Source organism: Rhizobium leguminosarum (assembly GCF_004123835.1).
In the GTDB taxonomy this organism is placed as follows: Bacteria; Pseudomonadota; Alphaproteobacteria; order Rhizobiales; family Rhizobiaceae; genus Rhizobium; species Rhizobium leguminosarum_M.
In genome coordinates, this window is record NZ_MZMU01000019.1 from 127,430 (window position 1) to 151,522 (window position 24,093).

23 protein-coding genes and 2 pseudogenes are annotated in these 24,093 nt (G+C 60.8%); 14 read left to right on the forward strand and 11 right to left on the reverse strand.

The genetic code is table 11. From position 1 onward, the window contains the following. Window positions 1-2: 2 nt before the first annotated feature. Window positions 3-911, reverse strand: coding sequence for an RNA polymerase sigma factor RpoH (gene rpoH / locus B5P46_RS27435; protein WP_003561986.1), 909 nt, complete (start codon window positions 909-911; stop codon window positions 3-5). Window positions 912-1,100: 189 nt separating this feature from the next. Then, window positions 1,101-2,126: an RluA family pseudouridine synthase gene (locus B5P46_RS27440; RefSeq protein ID WP_129421497.1), complete on the reverse strand. Its 1,026-nt coding sequence runs from the start codon at window positions 2,124-2,126 to the stop codon at window positions 1,101-1,103. 42 nt (window positions 2,127-2,168) lie between these two features. On the opposite strand from B5P46_RS27440, the gene B5P46_RS27445 reads away from it, so the two are divergent. Next, the gene (locus B5P46_RS27445; protein ID WP_129421498.1) at window positions 2,169-2,555 is read left to right on the forward strand and encodes a hypothetical protein; all 387 of its coding nucleotides are present in this window, start codon (window positions 2,169-2,171) and stop codon (window positions 2,553-2,555) included. Window positions 2,556-2,562: 7 nt separating this feature from the next. Further along, complete coding sequence (locus tag B5P46_RS27450; RefSeq protein WP_129421499.1) at window positions 2,563-3,387, forward strand: TrmH family RNA methyltransferase; 825 nt, start codon at window positions 2,563-2,565, stop codon at window positions 3,385-3,387. A gap of 23 nt (window positions 3,388-3,410) precedes the next feature. On the opposite strand, the gene B5P46_RS27455 is transcribed toward B5P46_RS27450, so the two are convergent. Together B5P46_RS27455 and B5P46_RS27460 are read right to left on the reverse strand one after the other, a co-directional pair. Beyond that, entirely contained in the window at window positions 3,411-4,574 is a 1,164-nt protein-coding gene (locus B5P46_RS27455) for a hypothetical protein (RefSeq protein ID WP_129421500.1), read from the reverse strand. Window positions 4,575-4,690: 116 nt separating this feature from the next. Then, window positions 4,691-5,278 (reverse strand): DUF1134 domain-containing protein, encoded by a 588-nt coding sequence (locus B5P46_RS27460; protein ID WP_003542368.1) that lies wholly within the window; start codon window positions 5,276-5,278, stop codon window positions 4,691-4,693. A gap of 194 nt (window positions 5,279-5,472) precedes the next feature. Here B5P46_RS27460 and chpT point away from each other — a divergent pair, with 194 nt between their 5' ends. Both chpT and B5P46_RS27470 read left to right on the forward strand, forming a co-directional pair. Then, window positions 5,473-6,120 carry a histidine phosphotransferase ChpT gene (gene chpT, locus B5P46_RS27465; RefSeq protein WP_129421674.1) on the forward strand — a complete coding sequence of 216 codons (648 nt, stop codon included), beginning with the start codon at window positions 5,473-5,475 and terminating at the stop codon, window positions 6,118-6,120. Between the two features lie 121 nt (window positions 6,121-6,241). Then, complete coding sequence (locus B5P46_RS27470) at window positions 6,242-6,604, forward strand: response regulator (protein ID WP_003542364.1); 363 nt, start codon at window positions 6,242-6,244, stop codon at window positions 6,602-6,604. 219 nt (window positions 6,605-6,823) lie between these two features. Here the strand turns inward: B5P46_RS27470 and ctrA are convergent, their stop codons facing one another. Continuing rightward, window positions 6,824-7,525, reverse strand: coding sequence for a response regulator transcription factor CtrA (gene ctrA / locus B5P46_RS27475; protein WP_003542362.1), 702 nt, complete (start codon window positions 7,523-7,525; stop codon window positions 6,824-6,826). 436 nt (window positions 7,526-7,961) lie between these two features. On the opposite strand from ctrA, the gene B5P46_RS27480 reads away from it, so the two are divergent. Then, a complete protein-coding gene (locus B5P46_RS27480) occupies window positions 7,962-8,312 on the forward strand; it encodes a hypothetical protein (protein ID WP_003542353.1) in 351 nt (116 codons plus the stop codon). A gap of 206 nt (window positions 8,313-8,518) precedes the next feature. Here B5P46_RS27480 and B5P46_RS27485 read toward each other — a convergent pair whose 3' ends face one another. Further along, the gene (locus B5P46_RS27485; protein WP_129421501.1) at window positions 8,519-8,797 is read right to left on the reverse strand and encodes a GNAT family N-acetyltransferase; all 279 of its coding nucleotides are present in this window, start codon (window positions 8,795-8,797) and stop codon (window positions 8,519-8,521) included. Between the two features lie 133 nt (window positions 8,798-8,930). Between B5P46_RS27485 and B5P46_RS27490 the strand changes: the two genes are divergently transcribed. Continuing rightward, entirely contained in the window at window positions 8,931-9,416 is a 486-nt protein-coding gene (locus B5P46_RS27490; RefSeq protein WP_129421502.1) for a paraquat-inducible protein A, read from the forward strand. A 23-nt stretch (window positions 9,417-9,439) separates the two neighbouring features. Here B5P46_RS27490 and B5P46_RS27495 read toward each other — a convergent pair whose 3' ends face one another. Then, a complete protein-coding gene (locus tag B5P46_RS27495) occupies window positions 9,440-9,715 on the reverse strand; it encodes a DUF1153 domain-containing protein (RefSeq protein WP_007533628.1) in 276 nt (91 codons plus the stop codon). A 398-nt stretch (window positions 9,716-10,113) separates the two neighbouring features. Between B5P46_RS27495 and B5P46_RS35580 the strand changes: the two are divergent. Next, window positions 10,114-10,960: pseudogene (locus B5P46_RS35580) on the forward strand (LuxR C-terminal-related transcriptional regulator). A 124-nt stretch (window positions 10,961-11,084) separates the two neighbouring features. Here B5P46_RS35580 and B5P46_RS27510 read toward each other — a convergent pair. Both B5P46_RS27510 and cysQ read right to left on the reverse strand, forming a co-directional pair. Continuing rightward, a complete protein-coding gene (locus tag B5P46_RS27510; RefSeq protein WP_026158830.1) occupies window positions 11,085-11,810 on the reverse strand; it encodes a sugar transferase in 726 nt (241 codons plus the stop codon). A 651-nt stretch (window positions 11,811-12,461) separates the two neighbouring features. Then, window positions 12,462-13,259, reverse strand: a complete 798-nt coding sequence (cysQ, locus tag B5P46_RS27515; protein WP_129421503.1) for a 3'(2'),5'-bisphosphate nucleotidase CysQ — start codon at window positions 13,257-13,259, stop codon at window positions 12,462-12,464. Between the two features lie 543 nt (window positions 13,260-13,802). On the opposite strand from cysQ, the gene B5P46_RS27525 reads away from it, so the two are divergent. The 7 genes and pseudogenes from B5P46_RS27525 to B5P46_RS35175 form a co-directional block, all read left to right on the forward strand. Further along, entirely contained in the window at window positions 13,803-14,705 is a 903-nt protein-coding gene (locus tag B5P46_RS27525; RefSeq protein WP_129421504.1) for a branched-chain amino acid ABC transporter permease, read from the forward strand. A 4-nt stretch (window positions 14,706-14,709) separates the two neighbouring features. Then, window positions 14,710-16,101: a high-affinity branched-chain amino acid ABC transporter permease LivM gene (livM, locus tag B5P46_RS27530; protein ID WP_129421505.1), complete on the forward strand. Its 1,392-nt coding sequence runs from the start codon at window positions 14,710-14,712 to the stop codon at window positions 16,099-16,101. After that, entirely contained in the window at window positions 16,101-16,976 is an 876-nt protein-coding gene (locus B5P46_RS27535) for an ABC transporter ATP-binding protein (protein ID WP_018446887.1), read from the forward strand. The genes livM and B5P46_RS27535 overlap by 1 nt, the downstream gene beginning before the upstream one ends. Then, the gene (locus B5P46_RS27540; protein WP_018243304.1) at window positions 16,976-17,719 is read left to right on the forward strand and encodes an ABC transporter ATP-binding protein; all 744 of its coding nucleotides are present in this window, start codon (window positions 16,976-16,978) and stop codon (window positions 17,717-17,719) included. Before B5P46_RS27535 ends, B5P46_RS27540 begins: the two co-directional genes overlap by 1 nt. A 19-nt stretch (window positions 17,720-17,738) precedes the next feature. Further along, window positions 17,739-18,092, forward strand: a complete 354-nt coding sequence (locus B5P46_RS27545; protein ID WP_065281031.1) for a DUF6867 family protein — start codon at window positions 17,739-17,741, stop codon at window positions 18,090-18,092. 120 nt (window positions 18,093-18,212) lie between these two features. Then, a complete protein-coding gene (locus B5P46_RS27550) occupies window positions 18,213-19,334 on the forward strand; it encodes a branched-chain amino acid ABC transporter substrate-binding protein (protein WP_017989237.1) in 1,122 nt (373 codons plus the stop codon). A 100-nt stretch (window positions 19,335-19,434) separates the two neighbouring features. Further along, window positions 19,435-19,735, forward strand: a pseudogene (locus B5P46_RS35175) (D-glycerate dehydrogenase); the annotation flags it as partial. An 18-nt stretch (window positions 19,736-19,753) separates the two neighbouring features. Here B5P46_RS35175 and B5P46_RS27560 read toward each other — a convergent pair. Further along, the gene (locus B5P46_RS27560; protein ID WP_129421506.1) at window positions 19,754-20,671 is read right to left on the reverse strand and encodes a response regulator transcription factor; all 918 of its coding nucleotides are present in this window, start codon (window positions 20,669-20,671) and stop codon (window positions 19,754-19,756) included. Then, window positions 20,664-24,050, reverse strand: coding sequence for a hybrid sensor histidine kinase/response regulator (locus B5P46_RS27565; protein ID WP_129421507.1), 3,387 nt, complete (start codon window positions 24,048-24,050; stop codon window positions 20,664-20,666). The genes B5P46_RS27560 and B5P46_RS27565 overlap by 8 nt, the downstream gene beginning before the upstream one ends. Between the last annotated feature and the right edge of the window lie 43 nt (window positions 24,051-24,093).

Sequence of the window (24,093 nt, forward strand, 5' to 3'; positions counted from 1 at the left end):
GTTTATGCCGTGGCTTCGACGACCCGGACGGCCTTGGCGCGTTCCAGAGCTTCCTTGCGGACGGCGTCCTGCACCTTTTCGAAGGCGCGGACCTCGATCTGGCGAACGCGTTCGCGACTGATGTCGAATTCGGTCGAAAGGTCTTCCAGGGTCACTGGATCCTCGGCGAGGCGGCGAGCCTCAAAGATGCGGCGTTCACGCTCGTTCAGCACGCTCATCGCTTTCGCCAGCATGCGCCGGCGGGTGTCGAGCTCATCCTGTTCGATCAGCACGTCTTCCTGGCTGTCATGGTCGTCCACCAGCCAATCCTGCCATTGACCGCCGTCACCTTCGGCCGCCTTGATCGGCGCGTTCAGCGAGGCGTCGCCGGAGAGGCGGCGGTTCATCGAAATGACCTCCTCCTCCGAGACCTTCAGCTTGGTGGCGATCTCTGAGACGTGCTCCGGCTTCAGGTCGCCGTCATCGATTGCCTGGATGCGGCCTTTCAGCCGGCGCAGGTTGAAGAATAGGCGCTTCTGGTTGGCGGTCGTGCCCATCTTCACCAGCGACCACGAACGCAGGATATATTCCTGGATCGAGGCCTTGATCCACCACATGGCGTAGGTGGCGAGGCGGAAGCCGCGCTCGGCATCGAATTTCTTGACGGCCTGCATCAGGCCGACATTGCCTTCGGAGACGACTTCGCCGATCGGCAGGCCGTAGCCGCGATAACCCATCGCGATCTTCGCGACGAGGCGAAGGTGGCTGGTGACGAGCTTGTGGGCGGCATCGCGGTCGCCATGCTCGGCATAACGCTTGGCGAGCATGTATTCCTGCTGCGGCTCCAGCATCGGGAACTTGCGGATTTCGTCGAGGTAACGATTGAGACCGGCTTCACCGGCGGTAATGGACGGCAAGGTATTTCGGGCCATAGTGCACCCTCCTAAAGTGAATTCCGGTTCCCGATGGAAACGCATCCTCGCGTTAAAAAAGGCAAACCGGGACGTGCGGCTCTCTCCGAGCCCGCACTAAGTCAATATACAGATAAGTGTGGCGAAACGGCGGTTCAAGGTGCCGCTCACGCAGGTGTGAGTTGGGCAGGCGGCATTCGGAGCCCGGCTTTATCGCCGCAGCGCTTCGACCAGTTCGACCATATCATCCGGCAGCGGCACCTCGAAATGCATGATTTCGCCGGTGCGGGGATGCTCGAACTGCAGCATGAAGGCATGCAGCGCCTGGCGGCCGAAACCGTTGACGACATTGCGGATCTCTTCGGGCAGGAGATTGGCCTTGGTCTTGAAGCCGGCGCCGTAAACCGTGTCGCCGAGCAGCGGATGGCCGATATGGGCCATGTGGACACGGATCTGGTGGGTGCGGCCGGTTTCGAGGTGGCACTCCACCAGCGAGGCGAACGCGGTGGCGTCCGGCTTCTCATGGAAGCGCTCAATCACCTGGTAGTGCGTGATCGCCTCGTCGGCGTCCTGACTGTCGGGGCGTTTGACGGCGCGGCGCGTGCGGTCGCCGGTGGCGCGGCCAAGCGGCGCGTCGACCGTGCCCGACAGCGTGCGCGGCCGGCCCCAGACGACTGCCTGGTAGGCCCGCTCCAGCGACATGGTGCGGCCATGGTCGGCAAATTGCAGCGACAGGTGGCGATGGGCAATGTCGTTCTTGGCGACGACCATGACGCCTGTCGTGTCCTTGTCGAGACGGTGGACGATGCCGGGGCGGCGCACGCCGCCGATGCCGGAGAGCGTATCGCTGCAATGGTGGATCAGCGCGTTGACCAGCGTCCCGGTCCAGTTGCCGGCGCCGGGATGGACGACGAGGCCGGAAGGCTTGGAGATGACGATGACGTCGTCGTCCTCATGGAGGATATCGAGCGGGATGTCCTCGCCCTGCGGCGTCGGGTCCTCCGGCTCGGGCAGCGTGAGTTCGAAACTGTCGCCGGTGCGCACCTTGCGCTGCGGGTCGGTGACGGGTTCGCCGCGCAGAAAAACCTGGCCGTCCTTGATCAGCGCCTTGATGCGGCTGCGCGAAAATTCCTCGCCGACCTGCGCCGTCAGCCAGGCGTCCAACCGGCCTTCGGCAGTTTCATCGGCGGTCAGGACTTTTCTATTGCCGGCTGCTTGTTTAAAGGGGTCGCTCAAGACGCTTCTTCTCCGACGTATTTTTTAGAACGGGACGCACAGATGACAGCAATCGAGCCAGACGACCAGGAAGAGAAGCCCCTTGATCCGGCGATGGAAAGTGTCCGGCGCAAGATGGTCCGCCTGCAGATCGTTTCCGGCGCCATCATGTTCGTGAGCCTTATGGCGGTCTTCGGCGCGGTTGTCTACAAGGTGATGCACAGCGAGCCGAAGGAGACGGCGTCCGCTGTTACCGCCTCCGGCGTACCCTCGGATGCGCCGCTTGCGGCAACCGTTTCCCTGCCGCTCGGCTTCAAGGTGCAGTCCACCTCGTTTTCGGCAGGGCAGCTTCTGTTCTACGGCGAAACGGTCGAGGGCAAGAACAAGGCGCTGGTCTACGATCTCAAGACCGGCCGCACCGTCGCCGACGTCACTGTTACGGGCAATTGAGGCCGGCATGGCCGTCGTCCCGATCGACATCGACAGCGCCGACGATCCGCGCGTCGCTGAATTCCGCGAGATCCGCGAGCGCGACCTGACAGGCCGAGAGAACCGCTTCATCGCCGAAGGCACCGTCGTGCTGCGCATGCTCGCCGAGGCGCATGCGGCGGGCCGCGGCTTTTTCGCCGAGAAAATTCTGTTGCTGCGCAACCGCGTCGAGGGCGTCCTGCCCATCCTGGAGCGGTTTCCGGCCGATGTGCCGGTCTATGTCGCCGGAGCGGATGTGCTCGATGGCGTCGTCGGTTTCCATCTGCATCGCGGCGTTCTCGCGCTCGGCCGGCGACAGGACCGCGGGGAGGCGGCACTTCTCGACGCGCTGCCGGAACGGGCGCTGGTGCTCGTCGGCTGCGGCATTTCCAATCACGACAACGCCGGCTCGATGTTCCGCAATGCGGCCGCCTTCCGGGCGGATGCGGTGCTGCTCGACGAAACCTCCTGTGATCCACTCTACCGCAAGGCGCTGCGTGTCTCGGTCGGTTCGGTGCTGAGCGTTCCGCACCGTCGCGGCGGCAAGGCGCTCGATGTACTCGTGGCGCTTGCCGAACGGGGCTTTGCCATCTGGACGCTTTCACCGCACGGCAAGACCGATATCCGCGCCATTCCGGCCTCGACGCGCATGGCGCTCGTCGTCGGTACCGAAGGCGAGGGATTGCCGGAGGCGCTGCTTGTGCGGTTCCAGAGCGCGCGCATTCCACAGTCGGAGGAACTCGATAGCCTCAATGCCGCGACGGCGACGGGGATCGCGCTGTTTTCCATGGCCTCCGCGATGGGCCGGGTCTAACGCACATCCTCTCGCGCGTCCTATCAGGCGCGCGGGGGATCGGCGAGGATCGCGGTTACCCTGTCGGCAAGGCTGACACGATCGTTCGGGTTCTTTTCCGCAGCATCGACGAGCAGCGTGCGGATCGGCGAGGAGGGACCCTCGTTCAGGGCGGTCAGCGCCACCATATTGGCTGCGATCGAGGCGATCTCCTCGCGGATCGCACCATCGCGTCCGGCTACGGCTTTTGCCTTTTGCAGGCGCTCGGCCAGGGCGGCGCTGCGCTTGCGGACATCTTCGCCGATTTCAGCCGTGACGACGGCGGTGTCGAGCGCAGACGCGGTCGTGTCTTCGGCCGTCATTTCCGCCGGCAGCTCCGCGACCATCCCGGCAAGGCCGGCGTCGCGCAGCACCCGGTTGACCTTGCGGATCTCGGCGTTGGCGGCCTTCAACTGCTCCTTCAACTTGGCGATCTCCTGCTGGCGGCGAGCGACCAGGTTTTCCTTTTCTGTGGCGGTAGCGCTCTCGCGGGCGGCCTTATCCTCCAGGCGGATCACCATATGCTGCTGCTGCGTCAGTTTCTGTTCGGCATCCTTGGCGCGCTTCTGCAGCAGGCTGACGTCCTGGCGCAGTGTGTCGCGTTCGTCGCGCAGCGCGTTGACACGGAATTTCAGGCTCTCCGCCTCGGTCTCGCGCGCGGCCAGGTCTATTCTCAGCCCATCGGCCTGTTCACCGAGCTTGTTCAGCCGCGTCCGCATCGTCGCCAGTTCGCTCTCCTTGTTGGCAGCGGACTGCTCGGCAATATGCAGATTGGTCTTCAACTGGCTGATATAGTTCTCGTCCTTGCGCAGATGCGAGCGCTGGTCGGCCGCCTCGACATGCATCTCGCCGATCTGGGCCTGCAATTCGCCGATCTCGGCTGCAAGCCTGCCGGCATCGACGGCGAGGGCGTCGTGGCGAAGCTGGAACGACAGGGATTTCTCGCGCTCACGCAAAAGGTCCTGGGCGGTGCGGGCGTTTTCGGCGGCATAGAGCGCGCGCACCATGTCTTTCTGGGCGCGAACCTCCTGCGGGCTCAGCGGCATCGTCGCTTTCAGCCGGTTCTCGGTATACCAGACGATGCGGCGGTGAACGGCGGGCGAGACCAGAAAGACGAGGAAGGCCGCGGTCAGGAAGCCCAATCCGAACAAGAGAGCATATTCGATCACGGCGCGGCCATCGGTAAGAAGGTTGATACGAGGTCAGCCGCGATGATTAAGCACGCGTGACGCGCATGGCAAGGCCGCCGGTGGGGACGGCGGCAGATTCCAGCGGCTTTGCGGCCTCAGAAGGGGTTCCAGGTCGGCGCCTGGGTGATCTTGAGATAGCCGACATTGACGCCGAGGCGAGCACCGACGCCGGTGCGGATCGGCACGACCAGCACGTCGTTGTTCTTGAGCAGCGTCATGCCGAAGCCGGCGATCACATAGGCCGAGCCGCTGACACCGCCGAAGCGGGCATAGATGCCGTTGACGGAGGGCAGGTCGTAGACCAGCATCATCACGCGCGAGCCCTGGCCGCCGTAATCGAGGCCGAGCGAGGGGCCTTGCCAGTAGAGATTATGTTCGCCGGCGTTTTTGGTGTTCAACTGGCCTTCGCCATAGGTAAGGCCGGCGATGAAGGCGCCGCCGCCTTCCTGTCCGAGGATATAGCCGTTCGGCAGGCCGTATTTCTGAAAGGCACTCTCGACCACTTTGGCAAGTCCGCCGCTGGCGGAGCCGAAGAAGGAGTGGCCGGCGTCGACGATTTCCTGCATCGTGTACTGGCCGTTGTCCTGGGCGGCAGCCGGCCCGGCAACCATCAGCGAGGAGAAGATGAGGGCCGAAAGTAACCTGCAGAAGCCGATGAATCGGTGCGGAAATTGAGGGCGCATGGTGTCATCCGTTCGTCGTTTGGCTGAGAGCGGGCAACCGCTCGCGGCGATTGGTGCATTTTGCGCCGATGATCTTAACAATCGGTTTACCAAATATGGTGTCATTATGGCACCGAGTACGATCGCAAACTTCGCGCAATTTTGATGAAGCATATTCCGGGCGCAATGAAATTGCCGCCCATCAGGAGACAATGATGTCCAAGAACCCCAATCTCACCCTGTCCGGCCCGGATCTGGCCGCGCTTCTTTGCAGCCGCGTTTGCCACGATGTCATCTCGCCGGTCGGCGCGATCAATAACGGGCTGGAGCTCCTGGATGAAGGCGGCGCCGATGCCGATGCGATGGACCTGATCCGCACCAGCGCGCTCAATGCTTCCGTCCGCCTGAAATTCGCACGCCTCGCCTTCGGCGCGTCGGGTTCCGTCGGCGCCTCGATCGACACCGGCGAGGCCGAGCGTGCAGCCAAGGATTTCGCCGTCGCCGAGAAGAAGACCGAGGTGATCTGGAACGGACCGCGCGCGATCGTCGCCAAGAACCGTGTCAAGCTGCTGCTCAACCTCTTCCTCGTTGCCTATTCCGCCATTCCGCGCGGCGGCGTGCTCGAGGTAACGCTCGAAAATCCTGAGTTCGATGCCAGGTTCAAGCTCACGTCCAAAGGCAAGTTGATGCGCCTGCCGCCGAAGTTCGTCGAGATATCGACCGGCACTATCGAGGAAGCGATCGATGCCCATTCGATCCAGCCCTATTACACCGTGCTTCTGGCGCAGGAGTGCGGAATGACGCTTGATCACAGCGCCAGCGCCGATGAACTGGTGTTCACGGCAGTGGCTGCGGCAGCCTGATTTCGGGGCGGGGACCTGTGTCGGCGCCTCGTCCGGTAACGATTCGTTAGCCTGATGGACCTATTCTCCAGGGTTGTAAGAGGCCTCTTGCTGCGACGAATGCGGGGGCAAAGGAGCGGCCATGCAAAGGTTCATGATCACCGATAATTCGGACATCGTCCGCAAGGTCGGCAAGCGCATTCTCTCCGAACTCGACTTTCTCGTCAGCGAGGCCTCCAACGCCGGCGAGGCGCTGCAGCGCTGCCAGGCGGAGCTGCCGGAATATCTGATCGTCGATTCAGGCATGGAAGGCGCCCTCGACCTCATCGCTGCCATCCGTGCCATGGAGGGCGGCAAAGAGGTCAAGATCTATTACTGCGTCGTCGAGGCGGATCTGAAGAAACTGATGGCGGGCAAACGGGCCGGGGCCACCGACTTCCTGCTGAAGCCGTTCGATCGCAAGATCCTGACCGCCGTTTTCGGAAACCGCGCGATCGCCGCCTGACAGGCCGATCTCTTTCCGCCGATATCGGCATCGCTGGAGCATGATGCCGCGTGCAAGCGGTTTCGGCCGCCCCACGCTATTTCCTAGATCGAAAGAACAGAGGGTTTCAGGTCGATCCGGCCTGAGGTGAGGGCGGATTCTTATTGCGCAGGCAGAAACGAAAAATCCCGCCGAAAAGGCGGGATCTTCGTTTATCCGATAAGGGGATCGGAAAAAATATCAGGCGGTTTCGGCGTATTCGGCACCGTCCGGCTCGCGAAGAACGTAACCACGGCCCCAGACGGTCTCGATGTAGTTGGCGCCGCCGGCAGCGTTGGCGAGCTTCTTGCGAAGCTTGCAGATGAAGACGTCGATGATCTTCAGTTCCGGCTCGTCCATGCCGCCGTAGAGGTGGTTCAGGAACATTTCCTTGGTGAGGGTGGTGCCCTTGCGGAGCGAAAGCAGCTCCAGCATCTGATATTCCTTGCCCGTCAGGTGGACGCGCTGGCCGCCGACTTCGACAGTCTTGGCATCGAGGTTGACGATCAGCTCGCCGGTCATGATGACCGACTGGGCGTGGCCCTTGGAGCGGCGGACAATGGCGTGGATGCGGGCGACGAGCTCGTCCTTGTGGAACGGCTTGGTCATGTAGTCGTCAGCGCCGAAACCGAGGCCGCGAACCTTGTCTTCGATGCCGGCCATGCCCGACAGAATAAGGATGGGCGTCTTGACCTTGGACAGTCGGAGAGTGCGAAGCACTTCATATCCGGACATGTCGGGCAGGTTCAGATCGAGAAGGATGATATCATAATCATACAGCTTGCCCAGATCGACGCCTTCTTCACCGAGATCGGTGGTATAAACATTAAAACTCTCTGATTTAAGCATCAACTCGATGCTCTGCGCTGTCGCGCTGTCATCCTCGATTAGAAGTACCCGCATAATTATCCCCTTTACCGCCGCCGAAAGGTGGTCTGGCCCCCTACACGATACCGAACACGCTACGTGATTTGAAAGCTGCCACGAAATGGTTAACAAATTCTAATTCACTCTGGCAAGGAGTATCGAATTTATTAAACAATTTTTCCATTTCTCTGTTTTCCAATAAGAATCTCAAAAAGGTGCTCCTCAACTTTAACATTAGGAAACAGCGCTAAGTGATTCATCCGACTCGCCAATGAAAAGGTTCGAACTTCATGCCTCGGCATTTACCGACCCTTAAATCATCGGGCCTATCATTAACGATGCCCGTAAACGAAAGGTTACCAGCGGTAGGTATTTGTTAATATCGCGGGAAATTTTTTAGCAAACCGTGTCAAAGCGGCGCGCAGGGCGGTTTCAAGTTGAGCCGGGGTCTCGCATCACGGGAGTAATGCGTATGAAGTCGCGAGAAAGTCTCGTTCGCCTGAAGGAATTTCAGGTGAACGAAAAACGACGTCAGTTGCAGCAGTTGCAGATGATGATGTCCGAATTCGAACGGATGACGAAGGATCTGGAGAGCCAGATCGTCGTCGAGGAAAAGAAGTCCGGTATTTCCGACCCGAATCACTTTGCTTATCCGACCTTCGCCAAGGCCGCGCGTCAGCGGGCCGACAACCTGCAGGTTTCGATCAAGGAACTGAAGATGCAGGAAGAGACGCTGGAAATGGCGCTCGAGGAGATGCAGGCGGAATATGCAAGGGCCACAGCGCTGGAAGAGCGTGACGGCGGCGCCAGAGCAAGGGCGTAACAGAAACGGCTGGGTGCCGGCTTCGGCGCCCTGGGATCGCCACTGAGAAGCCATGTATGATGGGCGCGCTGTCCGTTATACATGGCTTTTGGTGTTTGCCTTATGGCGTCGCTCCCATGCGAAACGAGATTCGTCCCCCGCGGGGACGATTTGTCTTATGCATGTCCTTGTCCCAAAACCCGCTGTGCGTTTTTGGACGACATGCATTAATTCACGACATCCTTCCATTCCGGATGGCGTTGCGCCTGCGCCTTGAAAAATGGGCAGAGCGGGAAGATCTTCCAGCCGCCGGTGCGGGCTGCCTCTACGGCGTGGAGCGCCAGTGCCTGGCCGACACCTTTGCCGCGCAGCGCATCGGGAACGGCCGTGTGATCGATGATGACCAGCTTCGGCGATGTGCGTGAATAGGTCATCTCCGCCTCGTGCCCTTCGACATCGGCCGCATAGCGGCCGCCGGAGACGCCTTCCTCACTTCGAATGTCCATTGTCTTTCCTCATAACCGATATTGTCGTAGCGGACCGTGACATGGCGGCGCGGTCGTGCCAAGCCGTGGAGGCAATACGGGCAGGAGATAGGGTGTTCATGCAAAATGTCGGATCGATGAGAGGTTCAGGGCAATGAGTGCGCTTTCGATGGCTCGCCCCGTGCTTCTCGTGGCTGCGCCGTTCTTCCTGGCGCTCGGCCTCGTCTTGCCGCTGGTCCGTTTCGAGACGCTGTATTTCTTCGACGAAACGCCGTCGCTCATCGAAATCATCGTCTCGCTTTGGCAAGGCGGGGACGGGCTGCTGGCGGCAATCGTCGCCCTGGTTTCGATCCTGCTCCCGTTTCTGAAGATGATCGGCATCACCGTGGAGGCGATGGGGATCACCGCAGAAGCGACGGCCGCCGGGGGGGCCGGCAGCCTGTTCTATCGTCGCGTCGTACCGCATCTGTCCAAGTGGTCGATGATGGATGTGCTGCTCGTCGCGATCGTCATTGCGGCGGCGAAGACGACGGGGCTGGCGGATGCCTTCACGCAGCCCGGCCTCTGGTGCTACGCGGCCTCGTCAATGATTTCGGGCCTTCTTCATTCCCTCATGGGAGATGCGTCCGGCCCGAAATAAATGTCGTCAATGCTGGGGTGTGATCAGTGACGATATTGCTGAATGCGCGTGGTGCGCAGGCCGGCAAGACCGTGGCTGTTGATCGACGACTGCCAGGACAGGAATTCTTCGACCGTGAGCGTGTAACGCTCGCAGGCCTCTTCCAAGCTCAACAAGCCACCGCGGACAGCCGCGACAACCTCTGCCTTCCGGCGAATCACCCAGCGCCGCGTATTGGGCGGCGGAAGATCCGCGATCGTCAGGGGGCTGCCATCGGGGCCGATGACATATTTTACTCGGGGACGTATCATTTCGGTCATTGGACTCTCTACACAACGCAAGACCACGAGCCCCACTCTAGCCTGCCACATTTAAAAATTGCCTAAACCCATCGTAAGACTTTGATAACAAATTTAGACGCCCGCCCTGGCCGGTGATGGGGGCGGCTGCCTGCCGCTACGTCAATTTGTAGCGCCTGCATGGGAGCCATGCGGAATAAATATTAGCTGATTTCCCGGGACGATCTTATAAGGGCGGCAACATAAGAATGAGCGCAAGACTTCGTCTCCGTTCTTCCCGCTGTATCAGTCCAGTTCGTGTTTTTGATGCTTCGTATCCTCGGGATGCGGGCAGAAACCGTCTTTGCTGATGCCCCGGCGCGAACTTTTCGCCGCCGGCAGCGAGGTCGAGCCGAAGCTGGCCATACGAGGATAGGAAGATGAAAAGACGTGAGCGCGCAATCGGCGACTGCGCTGAGGATGCTGCATTTTCGCCTTCGCAGGCCGATGGCACAGGGGTTTCGGTCGACGACGGCAAGGAACCGCTCGACGCGATGGCGAAGCTTGCGGGCTTCGATTTCTATCTGCTCTCGGCTTTCCCGCGGGGCGACCGCACGGCTTTCACCGAAAACCGGTTGATCAGCAATTGGCCGCAAAGCCTTGTCGGCTTTTACGAGGCTGCCGATCTCTTCTATTGCAGCAGACTCGTGACCGCGATGAAGCGGACGATCGTGCCGATCTTCTGCGAGGAGGGGTCGTTTGCGGGCAGCGCCGCCAATCAGGAAAACCGCAAACTCAACGTGCTCTTTCAGATGCATGGGCTGAAGAATACGTTCGCGTTCACGCTGAACGACGCTGACCTGAAACAATACATCTTCGCCTTCTCAGGCAGCTGTCCTATGCCCACGCGAGAGCAGGCGATGGCGCCGCTCTACAGCTGCTAGGAGCTTCTGGACAAGGTTTCGCGTAGCAGGAGCGTGGAGGATGGCCCGTTGGAGACGTTCACCCGGCGCGAAATCGAATGCTTGCGACGCTGCCTGATTCCTTAAATCGGAATCGATTTAAGGAATCAGGCAGCAAGTCAAAGTGCTACAGCGTCCTTTGCGCGTCTAAAAAGGAGGCGCGTCGCTGTAGCCCGCGGCCGGCAAGAGCAGCGACAAGATCGCGATCATTCTCGATCTCTCGTCGCATACGGTGGTGGGTTATCTGAAGAGCGCGATGCGCAAGCTCGATTCGGTCAGCCGCATGCAGGCGGTCGCCAGAGCATTCCGGTACCGGCTGCTCTGAGGCAGCCGGCCCTTTCTCACAAAGCTAAAGCTGGGAAGCACGCGCAAAGTGCATCGCTTTTTGTGCGACATGCGCAAAAAAAGACTAAAGCGCGAGGAGCGAATCTGAAAGATCGCGACGCGCTTTAGAAGCCTTTTCCGCGGGTCAGCTCCGACACGACGGTTCCGAAAATGATGCGCATGTCCATCAAGATCGAAAAATTCCCCACGTAGTAGAGATCGCTGGCGATGCGGGCACGCGCCTTGGCCGGACGATCGGTCGGACCGCGCAGGCCGCGCATCTGGGCAAGACCCGTCATGCCGGGGCGCATCGCATGGCGCTGATGGTATTCCGGTACGAGCTCTTCGTAGAGCACGCCGCCGGCGCGCATGCCGATCGCATGGCAGCGCGGACCGACGACCGACATGTGACCCAGCAGCACGTTCAGCAGCTGCGGCAACTCATCGACATTCGTGCGGCGCAGAATGGCACCAACGCGAGTGACGCGCGGATCGTTCATCACCGTCTGGGCAACGCCGGAGACGTCGCAGAGGTCGGTGCGCATGGAACGGAACTTGTAGACCTTGATGGCCTTGCAGTTCTTGCCCCAGCGGGTCTGCTTGAAGAGCACCGGCCCTGGGCTGTCGATCTTGATCAGCAGGGCGACGAACAGAAGGAAAGGGGCGAGGACGAGGAGGGCGCTCAACGACGAAACAATGTCGAACGCCCGCTTCAGGACCAGATCCACCAACGGCGCCTGCGGCGCATCGCTGTGGATAACAGGGGTCTGGATCTTCAGGCTCGGCTGCTGGCGGCGGCTCGGCCGGAAGGACTCTGTCGAAATGCTGTTGTTTAATTCCGTGATGCTCAAGGATCGTACTCTGTTGTCTTCGAGGGGGCGCGGCGGCAATAGGCGATCAATGGTTAACCCTGTCACCAGGGCTGCACTTAGGTCTTGGTAACCCTACTAAAACGGAAAAATGCGACAATTGTGTAATGGTGTCCAGAGAAATATCGCATCGCAGCAAATCTTTCGCATTTGCGTTAAGTTGAGGCAAGCTCATGATATTTCGTTAATAATTGAAATTTTGTCAAAGTTTCTAGGCCTTTGGGGGGGTTCGCCGGGGGTTGGCGACGTACCGTTTCGACACTTGGCCCATGGCTCTCAAGCGTATTTCTTAACGGCAGACGAGGCGAAATTTTTCTGATGAAGATATCGATGGGTGTCGAAGCCGTGTCAGAATGTGACAAAATCAAGGCGAGTTGGGTGGCGGTATAGCGTCCGGAAACGATGCAGAGCGACGAGTTTCCGGCCAGAATTACTTGGTGAGGCCCGATCGCGCGAATCACTCACAGCTGGAAATGGGATCGTGGACACGCTTCCGGACCCGCAGGGGGGAGGATGTTGGCGGGTAAGGGGGCGGCCGGAGGTCGATCGCGGATCGTCGCGGCACGCCTGGACGCGTGGCGGCGATGCAAAGGATTGTGCCGCCTGCCGGTATTCAGCGATTCCCGCGGGGGATCACGCCGGTTCGAGGACGCGTTTCCTGCCGCCCCAGGAGATGAAGTTCGGGTTGGCGAAGTCGAAATCGGCCGCCGTTCCCGTCTTGCCGTAGGTCAGCGGCGTTCCGTCCAGCGTCACCGTCGAACCGCCGGCGGCGCGCAGCACCGCATCGCCAGCGGCTGTGTCCCATTCCATCGTGCGGGTGAAACGCGGATAGACGTCCGCCTTGCCTTCGGCCAGCAAGCAGAACTTCAGAGAGGAACCGATATTGGTGCATTTGAAGATCGCGTGGTCGGCGAGGAAGCTTCCGGTCTCCGGGCTGTTGTGACGAAGGCTTGCAAGCGCCAGCCTGTCGTCCGGCTGTTCGCGCACCGTGATTGCGCTGCGTGCGCCAACCGTGAAGTCGTCCATGACGACGAGCCTTTCGGCGTGGCCGCGTTCTCCAGAGAAGGCAAGCCCCAGTGCCGGCGCATAAACGATGCCGGCCACCGGGGCGCCGTTCTCGATATAGGCGATGTTGACGGTGAATTCCTGTCGTCCGTCGACGAACTCACGGGTGCCGTCGAGAGGGTCGACCAGGAAGAAGCCTCGGCCGGCGATGTCGGGCACCTTGCCGGCGGCGACCGATTCTTCCGCCACGACGGGTATTTCGGGATAATCTCTGGCGAGATGAACGAGGATGATACGTTCGGCCTCCTCGTCGGCGACCGTGACCGGACTTGCATCCGCCTTCATGGCGACGGGGAAGCCTTCGCGCAAGACCGTGATGATGGCCTTGCCGGCTTCGAGCGCCGCCTTTTCAAATGTCCTCAGCATTGTCCTTTTGCCGTTCGCCAGGCGGCGAGCACCCCGCTGTCGCTCGTCCGCAAACCATCCCTGTCACAACCAGATACTCAAGCTTATATGGTGTTCCCCGTCGTGCTCCGCATCCCTCAATACGCAGCCTGATGATGCTACCATAAGTTTTCAGCCTTGTCAGACGAAGATGCGGCATCACCCGTGAAATGGCATTCGTCCAAGCGGCCGCCTTGGGGTCGGAATTTGCTCCATCTTCCAATTCTGTGGAATAGCTTACGCAGCAAGCAGTGCAGGAAATCGACGGCGATATCTCCGGATGGTTAACCCAGTGGCAGTTTCTGGCTAAAAATAGGCCCCGCTCTGCCGTTTTTCTGTGGATTTTGGTTCAAAATGCGCCAGTTAACCCTGTTTCCGCAAGAATCTGTCGGAGTAAATCCTTTTTGTCTTCACATTTTCGACGAAACCGCTATGCATTCGCCCTATGAGGTTCCCTGAAACGGGGAACCGAAGAACCAAAAAGAGATGCAGCATGTTTCGCTCGCATCCAGGGGAAAACGACATATGGAGTATTTCGTCCAGCAGCTCTTAAACGGGCTGACGCTCGGATCCATCTATGGCCTTGTGGCTATTGGCTATACGATGGTTTACGGCATTATCGGCATGATCAATTTCGCCCATGGCGACATCTTCATGCTCGGTGGTTTCGCCGCTCTTATCGTCTTCCTCGTCCTCACATCCATCTTCGCAGGTCTCCCGGTGGCCGTTCTGCTGCTGGTGATGCTTGTTGTTGCGATGCTGATGACGAGTTTGTGGAATTGGACGATCGAGCGCGTCGCATACCGGCCCCTGCGCGGTTCCTTCCGCCTGGCGCCGCTGATTACCGCGATCGGCATGTCGATCACGCTGTCCAATTTCATCCAGGTGACGCAGGGTCCACGCAACAAGCCGATCCCGCCGATGGTGAGCTCGGTCTACCAGTTCGGCAACATCTCGGTGTCGCTGAAGCAGATCATCATCATCGTGATCACGGTCGTGCTGCTTTCGGTCTTCTGGTACATCGTCAATCGTACGGCACTCGGCCGTGCCCAGCGCGCCACTGAGCAGGATCGCAAGATGGCGGCGCTGCTCGGCGTCAACGTCGACCAGACGATCTCCATCACTTTCGTTATGGGTGCGGCACTCGCGGCCGTGGCCGGCACGATGTACCTGATGTATTATGGCGTCGCCTCGTTTAACGACGGCTTCACGCCTGGTGTGAAGGCCTTCACGGCCGCCGTTCTCGGCGGTATCGGTTCGTTGCCCGGCGCCGTCTTCGGCGGCCTCCTTATCGGCCTTATCGAGTCGCTGTGGTCGGCATACTTCACCATCGCCTACAAGGACGTCGCGACCTTTGCGATCCTGGCTTTCGTGTTGATCTTCAAGCCGACCGGCATCCTCGGGCGGCCGGAAGTCGAGAAGGTATAACGTCATGGCAAACATCGAAAATTCTGCAGGCAAGCCCGATGCCGGTCTTGTCCGCAAAGGCCTTACCGAAGCTCTTTTCGCCGCCGTCCTGTCGTTCGGCATGTTCGTTCTCTATGTCGGCCTCAAGACCGATCAGAACATCAGCAACGAGTTGATCATTGTCCAGCGCTGGGGCCTGCTTGCGATCTTCGTCGCGGTCGCCGCCATCGGCCGCTTCGCCATGGTCGTTTTCATCAGGCCGAATATCGACCGCCGCAAGCTCAGCAAGGCGCGCGAGGGCGAGCTCGACATCTCGACAGAGAAGAGCTTCTTCCACCGGCATTTCCTGAAGATCGCGCTGATCGCGCTGCTGCTTTATCCCATGGTGGTGGTGGCGATCAAAGGCCCTCAGGGCTCGCTGACATATGTCGACAATTTCGGCATCCAGATCCTGATCTATGTGATGCTCGCCTGGGGGCTGAACATCGTCGTCGGTCTCGCCGGCCTGCTCGACCTCGGCTATGTCGCCTTCTATGCCGTCGGTGCTTATTCCTACGCGCTGCTTTCGAGCTATTTCGGCCTGTCCTTCTGGGTGCTGCTGCCGCTTTCGGGCATCTTCGCGGCACTCTGGGGCGTCATTCTCGGCTTCCCGGTGCTGCGCTTGCGCGGCGATTACCTCGCCATCGTGACGCTTGCCTTCGGTGAAATCATTCGTCTCGTTCTCATCAACTGGACTGAAGTGACCAAGGGCACCTTCGGTATCTCGAGCATCCCGAAGGCAACACTCTTCGGCATTCCCTTCGATGCGACGGCCGGCGGCTTTGCCAAGCTCTTTCACCTGCCGATATCCTCGGCCTACTACAAGATCTTCCTGTTCTATCTCATTCTGATGCTCTGCATGCTGACGGCCTATGTCACCATCCGGCTGCGCCGCATGCCGATTGGACGCGCCTGGGAAGCTTTGCGCGAAGACGAGATCGCCTGCCGTTCGCTCGGCATCAACACGGTGACGACCAAGCTCACCGCCTTTGCGACGGGCGCGATGTTTGCCGGTTTCGCCGGCTCGTTCTTCGCCGCCCGCCAGGGCTTCGTCTCGCCGGAATCCTTCGTCTTCCTGGAATCGGCCGTCATTCTCGCTATCGTCGTCCTTGGCGGCATGGGTTCGTTGACCGGCATCGCGATCGCCGCCATCGTCATGGTCGGCGGCACAGAGTTGCTGCGCGAGATGAGCTTCTTAAAACTCATCTTCGGACCCGATTTTACGCCGGAACTTTACCGCATGTTGATCTTCGGCCTCGCCATGGTCGTCGTCATGCTGTTCAAGCCGCGCGGCTTTGTCGGCTCGCGTGAGCCGACAGCTTTCCTCAGAGAGCGCAAGGCGATATCCGGAAGCTTCATCAAGGAGGGCCATGGTTGATGAGCCCCGTAACGAATACGATGTCTGACGACACTCTTCTCAAGGTCGAACACCTGTCGATGAAGTTCGGCGGGCTGATGGCCATCAACGACTTCTCCTTCGAAGCCAAGCGCGGCGATATCACCGCGCTGATCGGACCGAACGGCGCCGGCAAGACCACAGTTTTCAACTGCATCACCGGCTTCTACAAGCCGACGATGGGCATGATCACGTTCAACCAGAAGAGCGGCAAGCAATACCTGCTGGAACGCCTGCCGGACTTCCGCATCACCAGGGAAGCCAAGGTAGCGCGTACCTTCCAGAACATCCGGCTGTTCTCCGGCCTGACCGTTCTCGAAAACCTGCTGGTTGCCCAGCACAACAAGCTGATGAAGGCATCGGGCTACACGATCCTCGGCCTTATCGGTGTAGGCCCCTATAAGCGGGAAGCGGCCGGGGCGATCGAGCTTGCCCGTTTCTGGCTTGAGAAGGCCGATCTGATCGACCGCGCCGACGACCCCGCCGGCGATCTGCCCTACGGCGCCCAGCGGCGTCTCGAAATCGCCCGCGCCATGTGCACCGGCCCGGAGCTGCTTTGCCTGGATGAACCGGCTGCCGGCCTCAACCCACGGGAATCGGCAACGCTCAACGCGCTGCTGAAGAGCATTCGCGCCGAAACCGGAACGTCGATCCTGCTGATCGAGCACGACATGTCGGTGGTCATGGAAATCTCCGACCACGTCGTCGTCCTCGAATATGGTCAGAAGATTTCCGATGGCACGCCGGATCACGTGAAGAACGATCCGCGGGTCATTGCGGCCTATCTCGGTGTCGAGGATGAAGAAGTGGAAGAGGTGATCGCAGCCGTCGAGCAGCTCGAAGGAGGCGCAAACTGATGGGCGATGAAGTAATGACGGGTCAACCGCTCCTTCAGGTCAATAGCGTCGAAACCTATTACGGCAATATCCGGGCGCTGGCCGGCGTCGATGTCCACGTCAACAAGGGCGAGATCGTCAGCCTGATCGGCGCCAACGGCGCCGGCAAGTCGACACTGATGATGACGATCTGCGGCAGCCCGCAGGCCCGCACCGGTTCGGTGGTCTTTGAGGGCCGCGACATCACCCGCATGCCGACGCATGAAATCGCCCGTCTGCGCATTGCACAGTCGCCGGAAGGCCGCCGCATCTTCCCGCGCATGACGGTTCTGGAAAATCTTCAGATGGGTGCCGGCCTCGACAATCTGAAACACTTCGCCGAAGACGTCGAGAAGATCTTCACGCTCTTCCCGCGTCTCAAGGAACGTCACGCCCAGCGGGGTGGAACACTTTCGGGCGGCGAGCAGCAGATGCTGTCGATCGGCCGCGCGCTGATGGCGCGCCCGAAGCTGCTGCTTCTCGACGAACCCTCGCTCGGTCTTGCGCCGCTGATCGTCAAGGGCATCTTCGAGGCGATCAAGAAGCTCAACGAGGCGGAGGGGCTGACCGTTTTCCTCGTCGAGCAGAACGCGTTCGCCGCCCTCAGGCTTTCGCACCGCGCTTACGTGATGGTGAACGGCAAGGTGACGATGAGCGGCTCCGGCAAGGAGCTTCTTGCCAATCCCGAGGTCCGCGCCGCCTATCTCGAAGGCGGAAGACACTAGGTCGAAAGGAGAGTTTGACATGCAGGGACTTTTCTTCGAAGCGGATGCCGGCCCCCTTGTGGCGATCCGTGTCATCGTCTTGCTCTTAGGCTTCTGGACGGCCTGGCGCGCCGGCAGAGCGGTCGCCGAGGGCTGGAGCGACTATCCGCTGGTCGTCGTCTATACATTTCTGCTCGCCTGGGCGATGCAGTTCCTGCATCATGCCCTGTTCAATGGGCCGATGCTCAACGCCTTCTACTATATCCTCGACTTCGTGACGCTGCTGGTGTTCTCGACGGCCGGCTTCCGCTACCGCCGCACCAATCAGATGGTTAACAACTATTACTGGCTGTACGAAAAAACTTCCGCGTTTTCGTGGAAGGACAAACATTGACAGTCCGTTGAAACTAGGCATGAATTGCCTTCCGAGTGGAACAGCTTTCCTGGCGCAGTCAATGGTGGGTAGTGCGCTGGGCCTTGGACCGGAACCCGCCCAAAAATTGGGAGTAATAATATGAAGAAGTCTCTTCTGTCGGCAGTGGCTCTGACGGCGATGGTCGCCTTCAGCGGCAACGCGTGGGCCGACGTTCTCATCGCTGTCGCTGGTCCGCTGACTGGTCCGAACGCTGCGTTCGGCGCTCAGCTCCAGAAGGGTGCCGAGCAGGCAGCCGCCGACATCAACGCGGCTGGCGGCATCAACGGCGAGCAGATCAAGATCGAGCTCGGCGACGACGTCTCCGACCCGAAGCAGGGCATTTCGGTCGCCAACAAGTTCGCTGCTGACGGCGTCAAGTTCGTCGTCGGCCACTTCAACTCGGGCGTTTCGATCCCGGCTTCGGAAGTCTATGCCGAAAACGGCATTCTCGAAATCACTCCGGCCGCGACGAACCCGACCTTTACGGAGCGGGGCCTCTGGAACACGTTCCGCACCTGCGGCCGTGACGACCAGCAGGGTGCCATCGCCGGCAAGTACCTTGCCGATCACTTCAAGGACGCCAAGATCGCTGTCGTTCACGACAAGACCCCCTACGGTCAGGGCCTTGCCGACGAAACCAAGAAGGCTATGAATGCCGCTGGCGTCACGGAAGTCATATACGAAGGCATCAATGTCGGCGACAAGGACTTCTCGGCCCTCATCGCCAAGATGAAGGAAGCCGGCGTCTCGATCATCTATTGGGGTGGTCTGCACACCGAAGCCGGTCTCATCATCCGCCAGGCGGCTGACCAAGGCCTGAAGGCGACGCTGGTCTCGGGCGACGGTATCGTTTCGAACGAACTGGCCTCGATCGCTGGCGACGCCGTCGCCGGTACGCTGAACACCTTCGGCCCCGATCCGACGGCGAACCCTGCGAACAAGGAACTCGTCGAAAAGTTCAAGGCCGCTGGTTTCAATCCGGAAGCCTACACGCTCTATTCCTACGCTGCGATGCAGACGATCGCCGGGGCCGCCAAGGCTGCCGGTTCGCTGGATCCTGAGGCCGTTGCCAAGGCCATGAAGGAAAAGGGCCCGTTCCCGACCGTTCTCGGCGACATTTCGTTCGACGAAAAGGGCGACCCGAAGATTCCTGGCTACGTCATGTACGAATGGAAGAAGGGTCCGGACGGCAAGTACAGCTATTTCCCGCAGGGCATGTAAGCCTCGCTCCCCTTTATGGGACATGATTATCGAAGCCCGGTTCCGACCGGGCTTCTTTCTTTTTGCGGGTGTTTCAATTCCGGCCTGGCTACAGTGCCGCAATCGCTCATCGATCGATCCCACGAAGACGGCGCGTTATGGCGCCCGGCAGCTCGCTTCGCTGGAGGGGGTGCTGACGGCGGCCGATTTCGGCACCGGAAACTGCACGATCCACGGGGCGGGGCTGCCTACGAGGCGGAACCTGATGTGCCGGAGGCGCTGGGGCGGATGGAGACCGTCAGGCGCCGCCCGCATCTCGGCAGCGCCACGGAGGAGATGCAGAGGGCCATGGGCATGAAGGTGGTCGAGAACGTGACGGCGCTTTTTTCGAGGGCAGGGATGTGTCGGATCGGGTGGCTTAGCGAGCCTCCATCACCCTCTTACATCTCGTACAGCACGTGCGTGGCTTTCACGGCGGCCGAGGCGCGGTTCTCAACGCCGAGCTTCACGTAAATCTGTTCGAGGTGTTTGTTCACCGTCCGCGCCGACAGTCCCAATATTTCGCCGATGTCGCGGTTGGCCTTGCCCTTGGCGATCCAGAGCAGCACTTCGGATTCGCGCTGGGTGAGCGAGAAGCGCTGGCGCAGCACCTCATCGTCGCTGCGCTGATTGGCGGCGGTGAGGCGGAAGAGATATTCGTCAGGGCCGATTGCGCCGAGGAAGGCGAGCTGCAGCGCTGCCTGGCCGGCATGGGCGATTGAGATGATGCCGTCGCGCACCGCGGTGACGCGGTCGCGCATCCAGCCGGCGATATGGCGGACGACGATTTCCATGCCGTCGTCGCTGCCCATGGCGGCATTGACCAGCCGTGTCGCTTGCGGCGTTGACCAGTGGATGGCGCCGTCGCCCTTGACTGCCAGCAGATGGCGGCCGGCTGCGTCGAGCGCCACGCGGGCGCTCTGGGCCGAGCGGGCATTGCGCAGATGGACGCGGATGCGGGCGCGCAGTTCGTCGATGTTGATCGGCTTGCTGAGATAATCGACGCCGCCGGATTCCAGCGCGTGCACGACATGCTCGGTCTCGGTCAGGCCGGTCATGAAGATGACAGGCACCTGCGCCACCGCGGCATTCGCCTTCAGCCGGCGGCAGGTCTCGAAGCCGTCCATGCTGGGCATGACTGCGTCGAGCAGGATGAGATCGGGTGTGATGCGCTCGACGATACCAAGTGCCGCCGTGCCCGATGTGGCGATCAGCACGGAGAAGCCGGATTGTTCGAGCGCGTCGGTCATGAAGCCGATTGCTTCGGCTGAGTCGTCGACGAGCAGAACGATGTCGCGGGGAAGGGCCGGCTCAGCCAATGGGTTCCACCTTTTCGTCAAAGTCGTGCAGGAAGGTCATGAAGCCGGCGAGATCGAAGGCGGCGACATAGGCGCGAAGTTCCTCCGTGAATGGCTGATTTGCCTCCACCTTGGCAAGGTCCGAAAGCTTGGCTTCGATGCCTCTGATATAGCCGATCTCGCCGAGCCGCAGCAATTCCTGCACATGAGCAGCACCTGGGCTCGACATCGGCGCTTCGATCTTGACAGGGACGGATGGCGCGGCATCGGCATAGATCCATGTCAGGCCAAGATGCAGGGCGAGCTTATCGCGCAGCTGGCGGATGTCGACCGGCTTGCCGATCGCGTCGTTATGGCTGTCGTCGCTATCGCTGAGAACGGCGGCATCACCGATATTGGCTGAAAGCATGAGCACTGGCGCCATCTGACCGACCTCGCGCAGACGCGAAACGAGCTGCCAGCCGTTCATGCCGGGCATCAGAATATCGACGAGGAAAAGGTCCGGCATAATGCCTTCGATCAGCGTCAGGCATTCGCCGCCGCCTGCCGCCGTCAGCACGATGAAATCGAGCGGCGCCAGGATCTCGCGCATCATCTCGCGGTGGTCCTCGTTATCGTCGACGACGACAACAGTGCGGCGCGGGCCGTCATAACCGACGATGCGCTTCTCCTGCGGCGCTGCGGCCACGGCGCGCATGACGGCGGACAGCATCAGCCGGACGCGGAAGGTCGAGCCTTCGTCCTTCGCGCTTGAAACCGAGATCTCGCCGCCGAGCGTATTGGTCAGAAGCCGGGTGATGGTGAGGCCGAGGCCGAGTCCCGGCATCGGCCGCACGCTTTCGGCCTCTCCGCGTTGGAATGGTTCGTAGATACGGGGCAAGTCTTTCTCCGTGATGCCTCGGCCGGTGTCGGCAACGGTGAAGGTCGCGACCTGGCTGCGATAGCCGACATCGAAGGTGACGCTGCCTTCGTCAGTGAACTTGATAGCATTGGAGAGCAGGTTGACGAGGATCTGGCGCAGGCGCTTTTCGTCGGTGCGGACGAATTGCGGCAAGGCCGGCGAGCGCTCATGGATGAAGGCAAGCCCCTTTGCCTGCGCTTGCGGGCGGAACATATCGACGATCTGGTCGAGGAAATCCTGGATGTTGATCTCGTTGGAATAGACCTGCAGGCGGCCGGCCTCGATCTTGGAAATATCGAGCAGGCCGTCGATCAGCCCGGAGAGGTGTTCGGCGCTGCGGCGGATGACCTTGATCGAGGATTGGCGCGGCGCCGGGATAGTCTCGTCTCGTTCGAGGATCTGGGCGTAGCCGAGCACGGCGTTCAGCGGCGTGCGTAATTCATGGCTGAGCCCGACGACATAGCGGCTCTTGGCGCGGTTGGCGGCCTCGGCGGTTTCCTTGGCGTTCTGCAAGGCGGCGTCGGTCTTCTTGTGGGCGGCGATTTCCTTGAGCAGCAGCGTGTTCTGGCGTGAGGATTCCTCCTCGGCAACGACGCGGCTGTCATGGGCGAGCACATAGAACCAGCAGACGACGCCTGAGATCACCGAGAAGACGAAGAAGACGATGAGGATGGTGCGGTTGACGACCTCACCCGTCTCGGGCGAGGCGGAGGCGACCTGATGGGCAATCATCGCCAGGATTGCGCCGATGGCGGTCAATGCCAAAACGACGGCGATGCCGTAGCGGCCAAGGCGCGTCGTCAGCTTCCCCAGAATGGCTTCCGGCAGCAGCGCCTTGGCGACGGTGCCGACCTGCGCGTTGAAACGGGCGGCCGGCTTGCACATGTCGTGGCAGCGGCTGTCGAGCGAGCAGCAGAGCGAGCAGATCGGCGCGGCATAGGCCGGGCACCAGGCCATGTCCTCCGGCTCGAACGGATGCTCGCAGACCGAGCAGGTGATGTTCGTCAGGTTCTTCCAGCTCTGGCGCGGCTTGCGGGCGAGATAGAACTTGCCTTTCGTTGCCCAGGCGATGACAGGCGAGGCGACCAGCGCGATGACGAGGGTAATATAGGGAGCGAGTGAGGCGGCGATCTCCCCGAAGGCGCCGAAATGGGCAATCAGCGACACCGTCGCCGACAGCGTCATGGCGCCGAGGCCGACCGGGTTGATGTCGTAGAGGTGGGCACGCTTGAACTCGATGCCGGGAGGAGCCAGCCCCAGCGGCTTGTTGATGAAGAGATCGGCGGAGATCGTGCAGAGCCAGGCCATGGCGATGATCGAGAAGATGCCGAGCGTCTCCTCCAGCAGCCGGTAGATGCCGAGTTCCATCAAAAGCAGGGCGATTGCGACGTTGAAGACCAGCCAGATGACGCGGCCGGGATGGCTGTGGGTCAGCCGCGAGAAGAAGTTCGACCAGGCGAGCGAACCGGCATAGGCGTTCATCACATTGATCTTCAGCTGCGAGACGACGACGAAGGCGGCCATCAACAGCAGCGCGGCATTGTGCCAGGGGACCATGTAGCCGAAGGCGGTCAGATACATTTGCGCCGGGTCGGCGGCGCGATCGAGGGGGACGCCCGAGGTGAAGGTCAGTACGACCAGGAAGGAGCCGGCAAGCAGCTTCGGTGCGCCGATGATGACCCAGCCGGGCCCGGCGAGAAAGACGGCGAGGCGATGGCGCCACTTGCGCTGCGGATCCGGCGGCAGGAAGCGCAGGAAGTCGGCCTGTTCGCCGATCTGCGACATCAGCGCCAGGATGACGGCGGAGGCGGCACCGAACTCCACCAGATCGAAGCTTGCGACGGTACCCGGCCGGCCCGAAGCATGATGGATGCCGGCAAAGGCGCGCCAGAGATCGAATTTTTCCCAGTCCAGCAGGGCGATGAAGATGAAGGGCAGGATATTCAGCACGATCCAGAAGGGCTGGGTCATCAGCTGGAACTTGCTGATCAGCCTTACGCCGTGCGTCACCAGCGGGATCACCATGACGGCGCTGATGATGTAGCCGATCCAGAGCGGGATGCCGAGGGTGAGCTCCAACGCCCCGGACATGATCGAAGCCTCGATCGCAAACAGCATGAAGGTGAAGCTCGCATAGATCAGCGAGGTGATGGTCGAGCCGATATAGCCGAAGCCCGCGCCGCGCGTCAGCAGATCGATGTCGACGCCGTGGCGGATGGCGTAGCGGCTGATCGGCAGGCCGATCGCCAGCATGGCGACCGAGGCGACGATGATGGCGTAAAAGGCGTTGGTGGTGCCGTAGGAGAGGGTGATTGCGCCGCCGATCGCCTCCAGCGCCAGGAAGGAGATTGCGCCGATCGCCGTCTGCGAGATGCGCTGCGAAGAGAAATGGCGGGCGCTCTTGGCAGTGAAGCGCAGCGCGTAATCTTCCAGCGTCTGGTTGGCGACCCAGCGATTATATTCGCGTCTCACCGGAATGATGCGTTGGCGCGCTGCCATGTCTTCCTTTCCGGCATTCCGGTTGGGCTCATCGTCTCTCCGG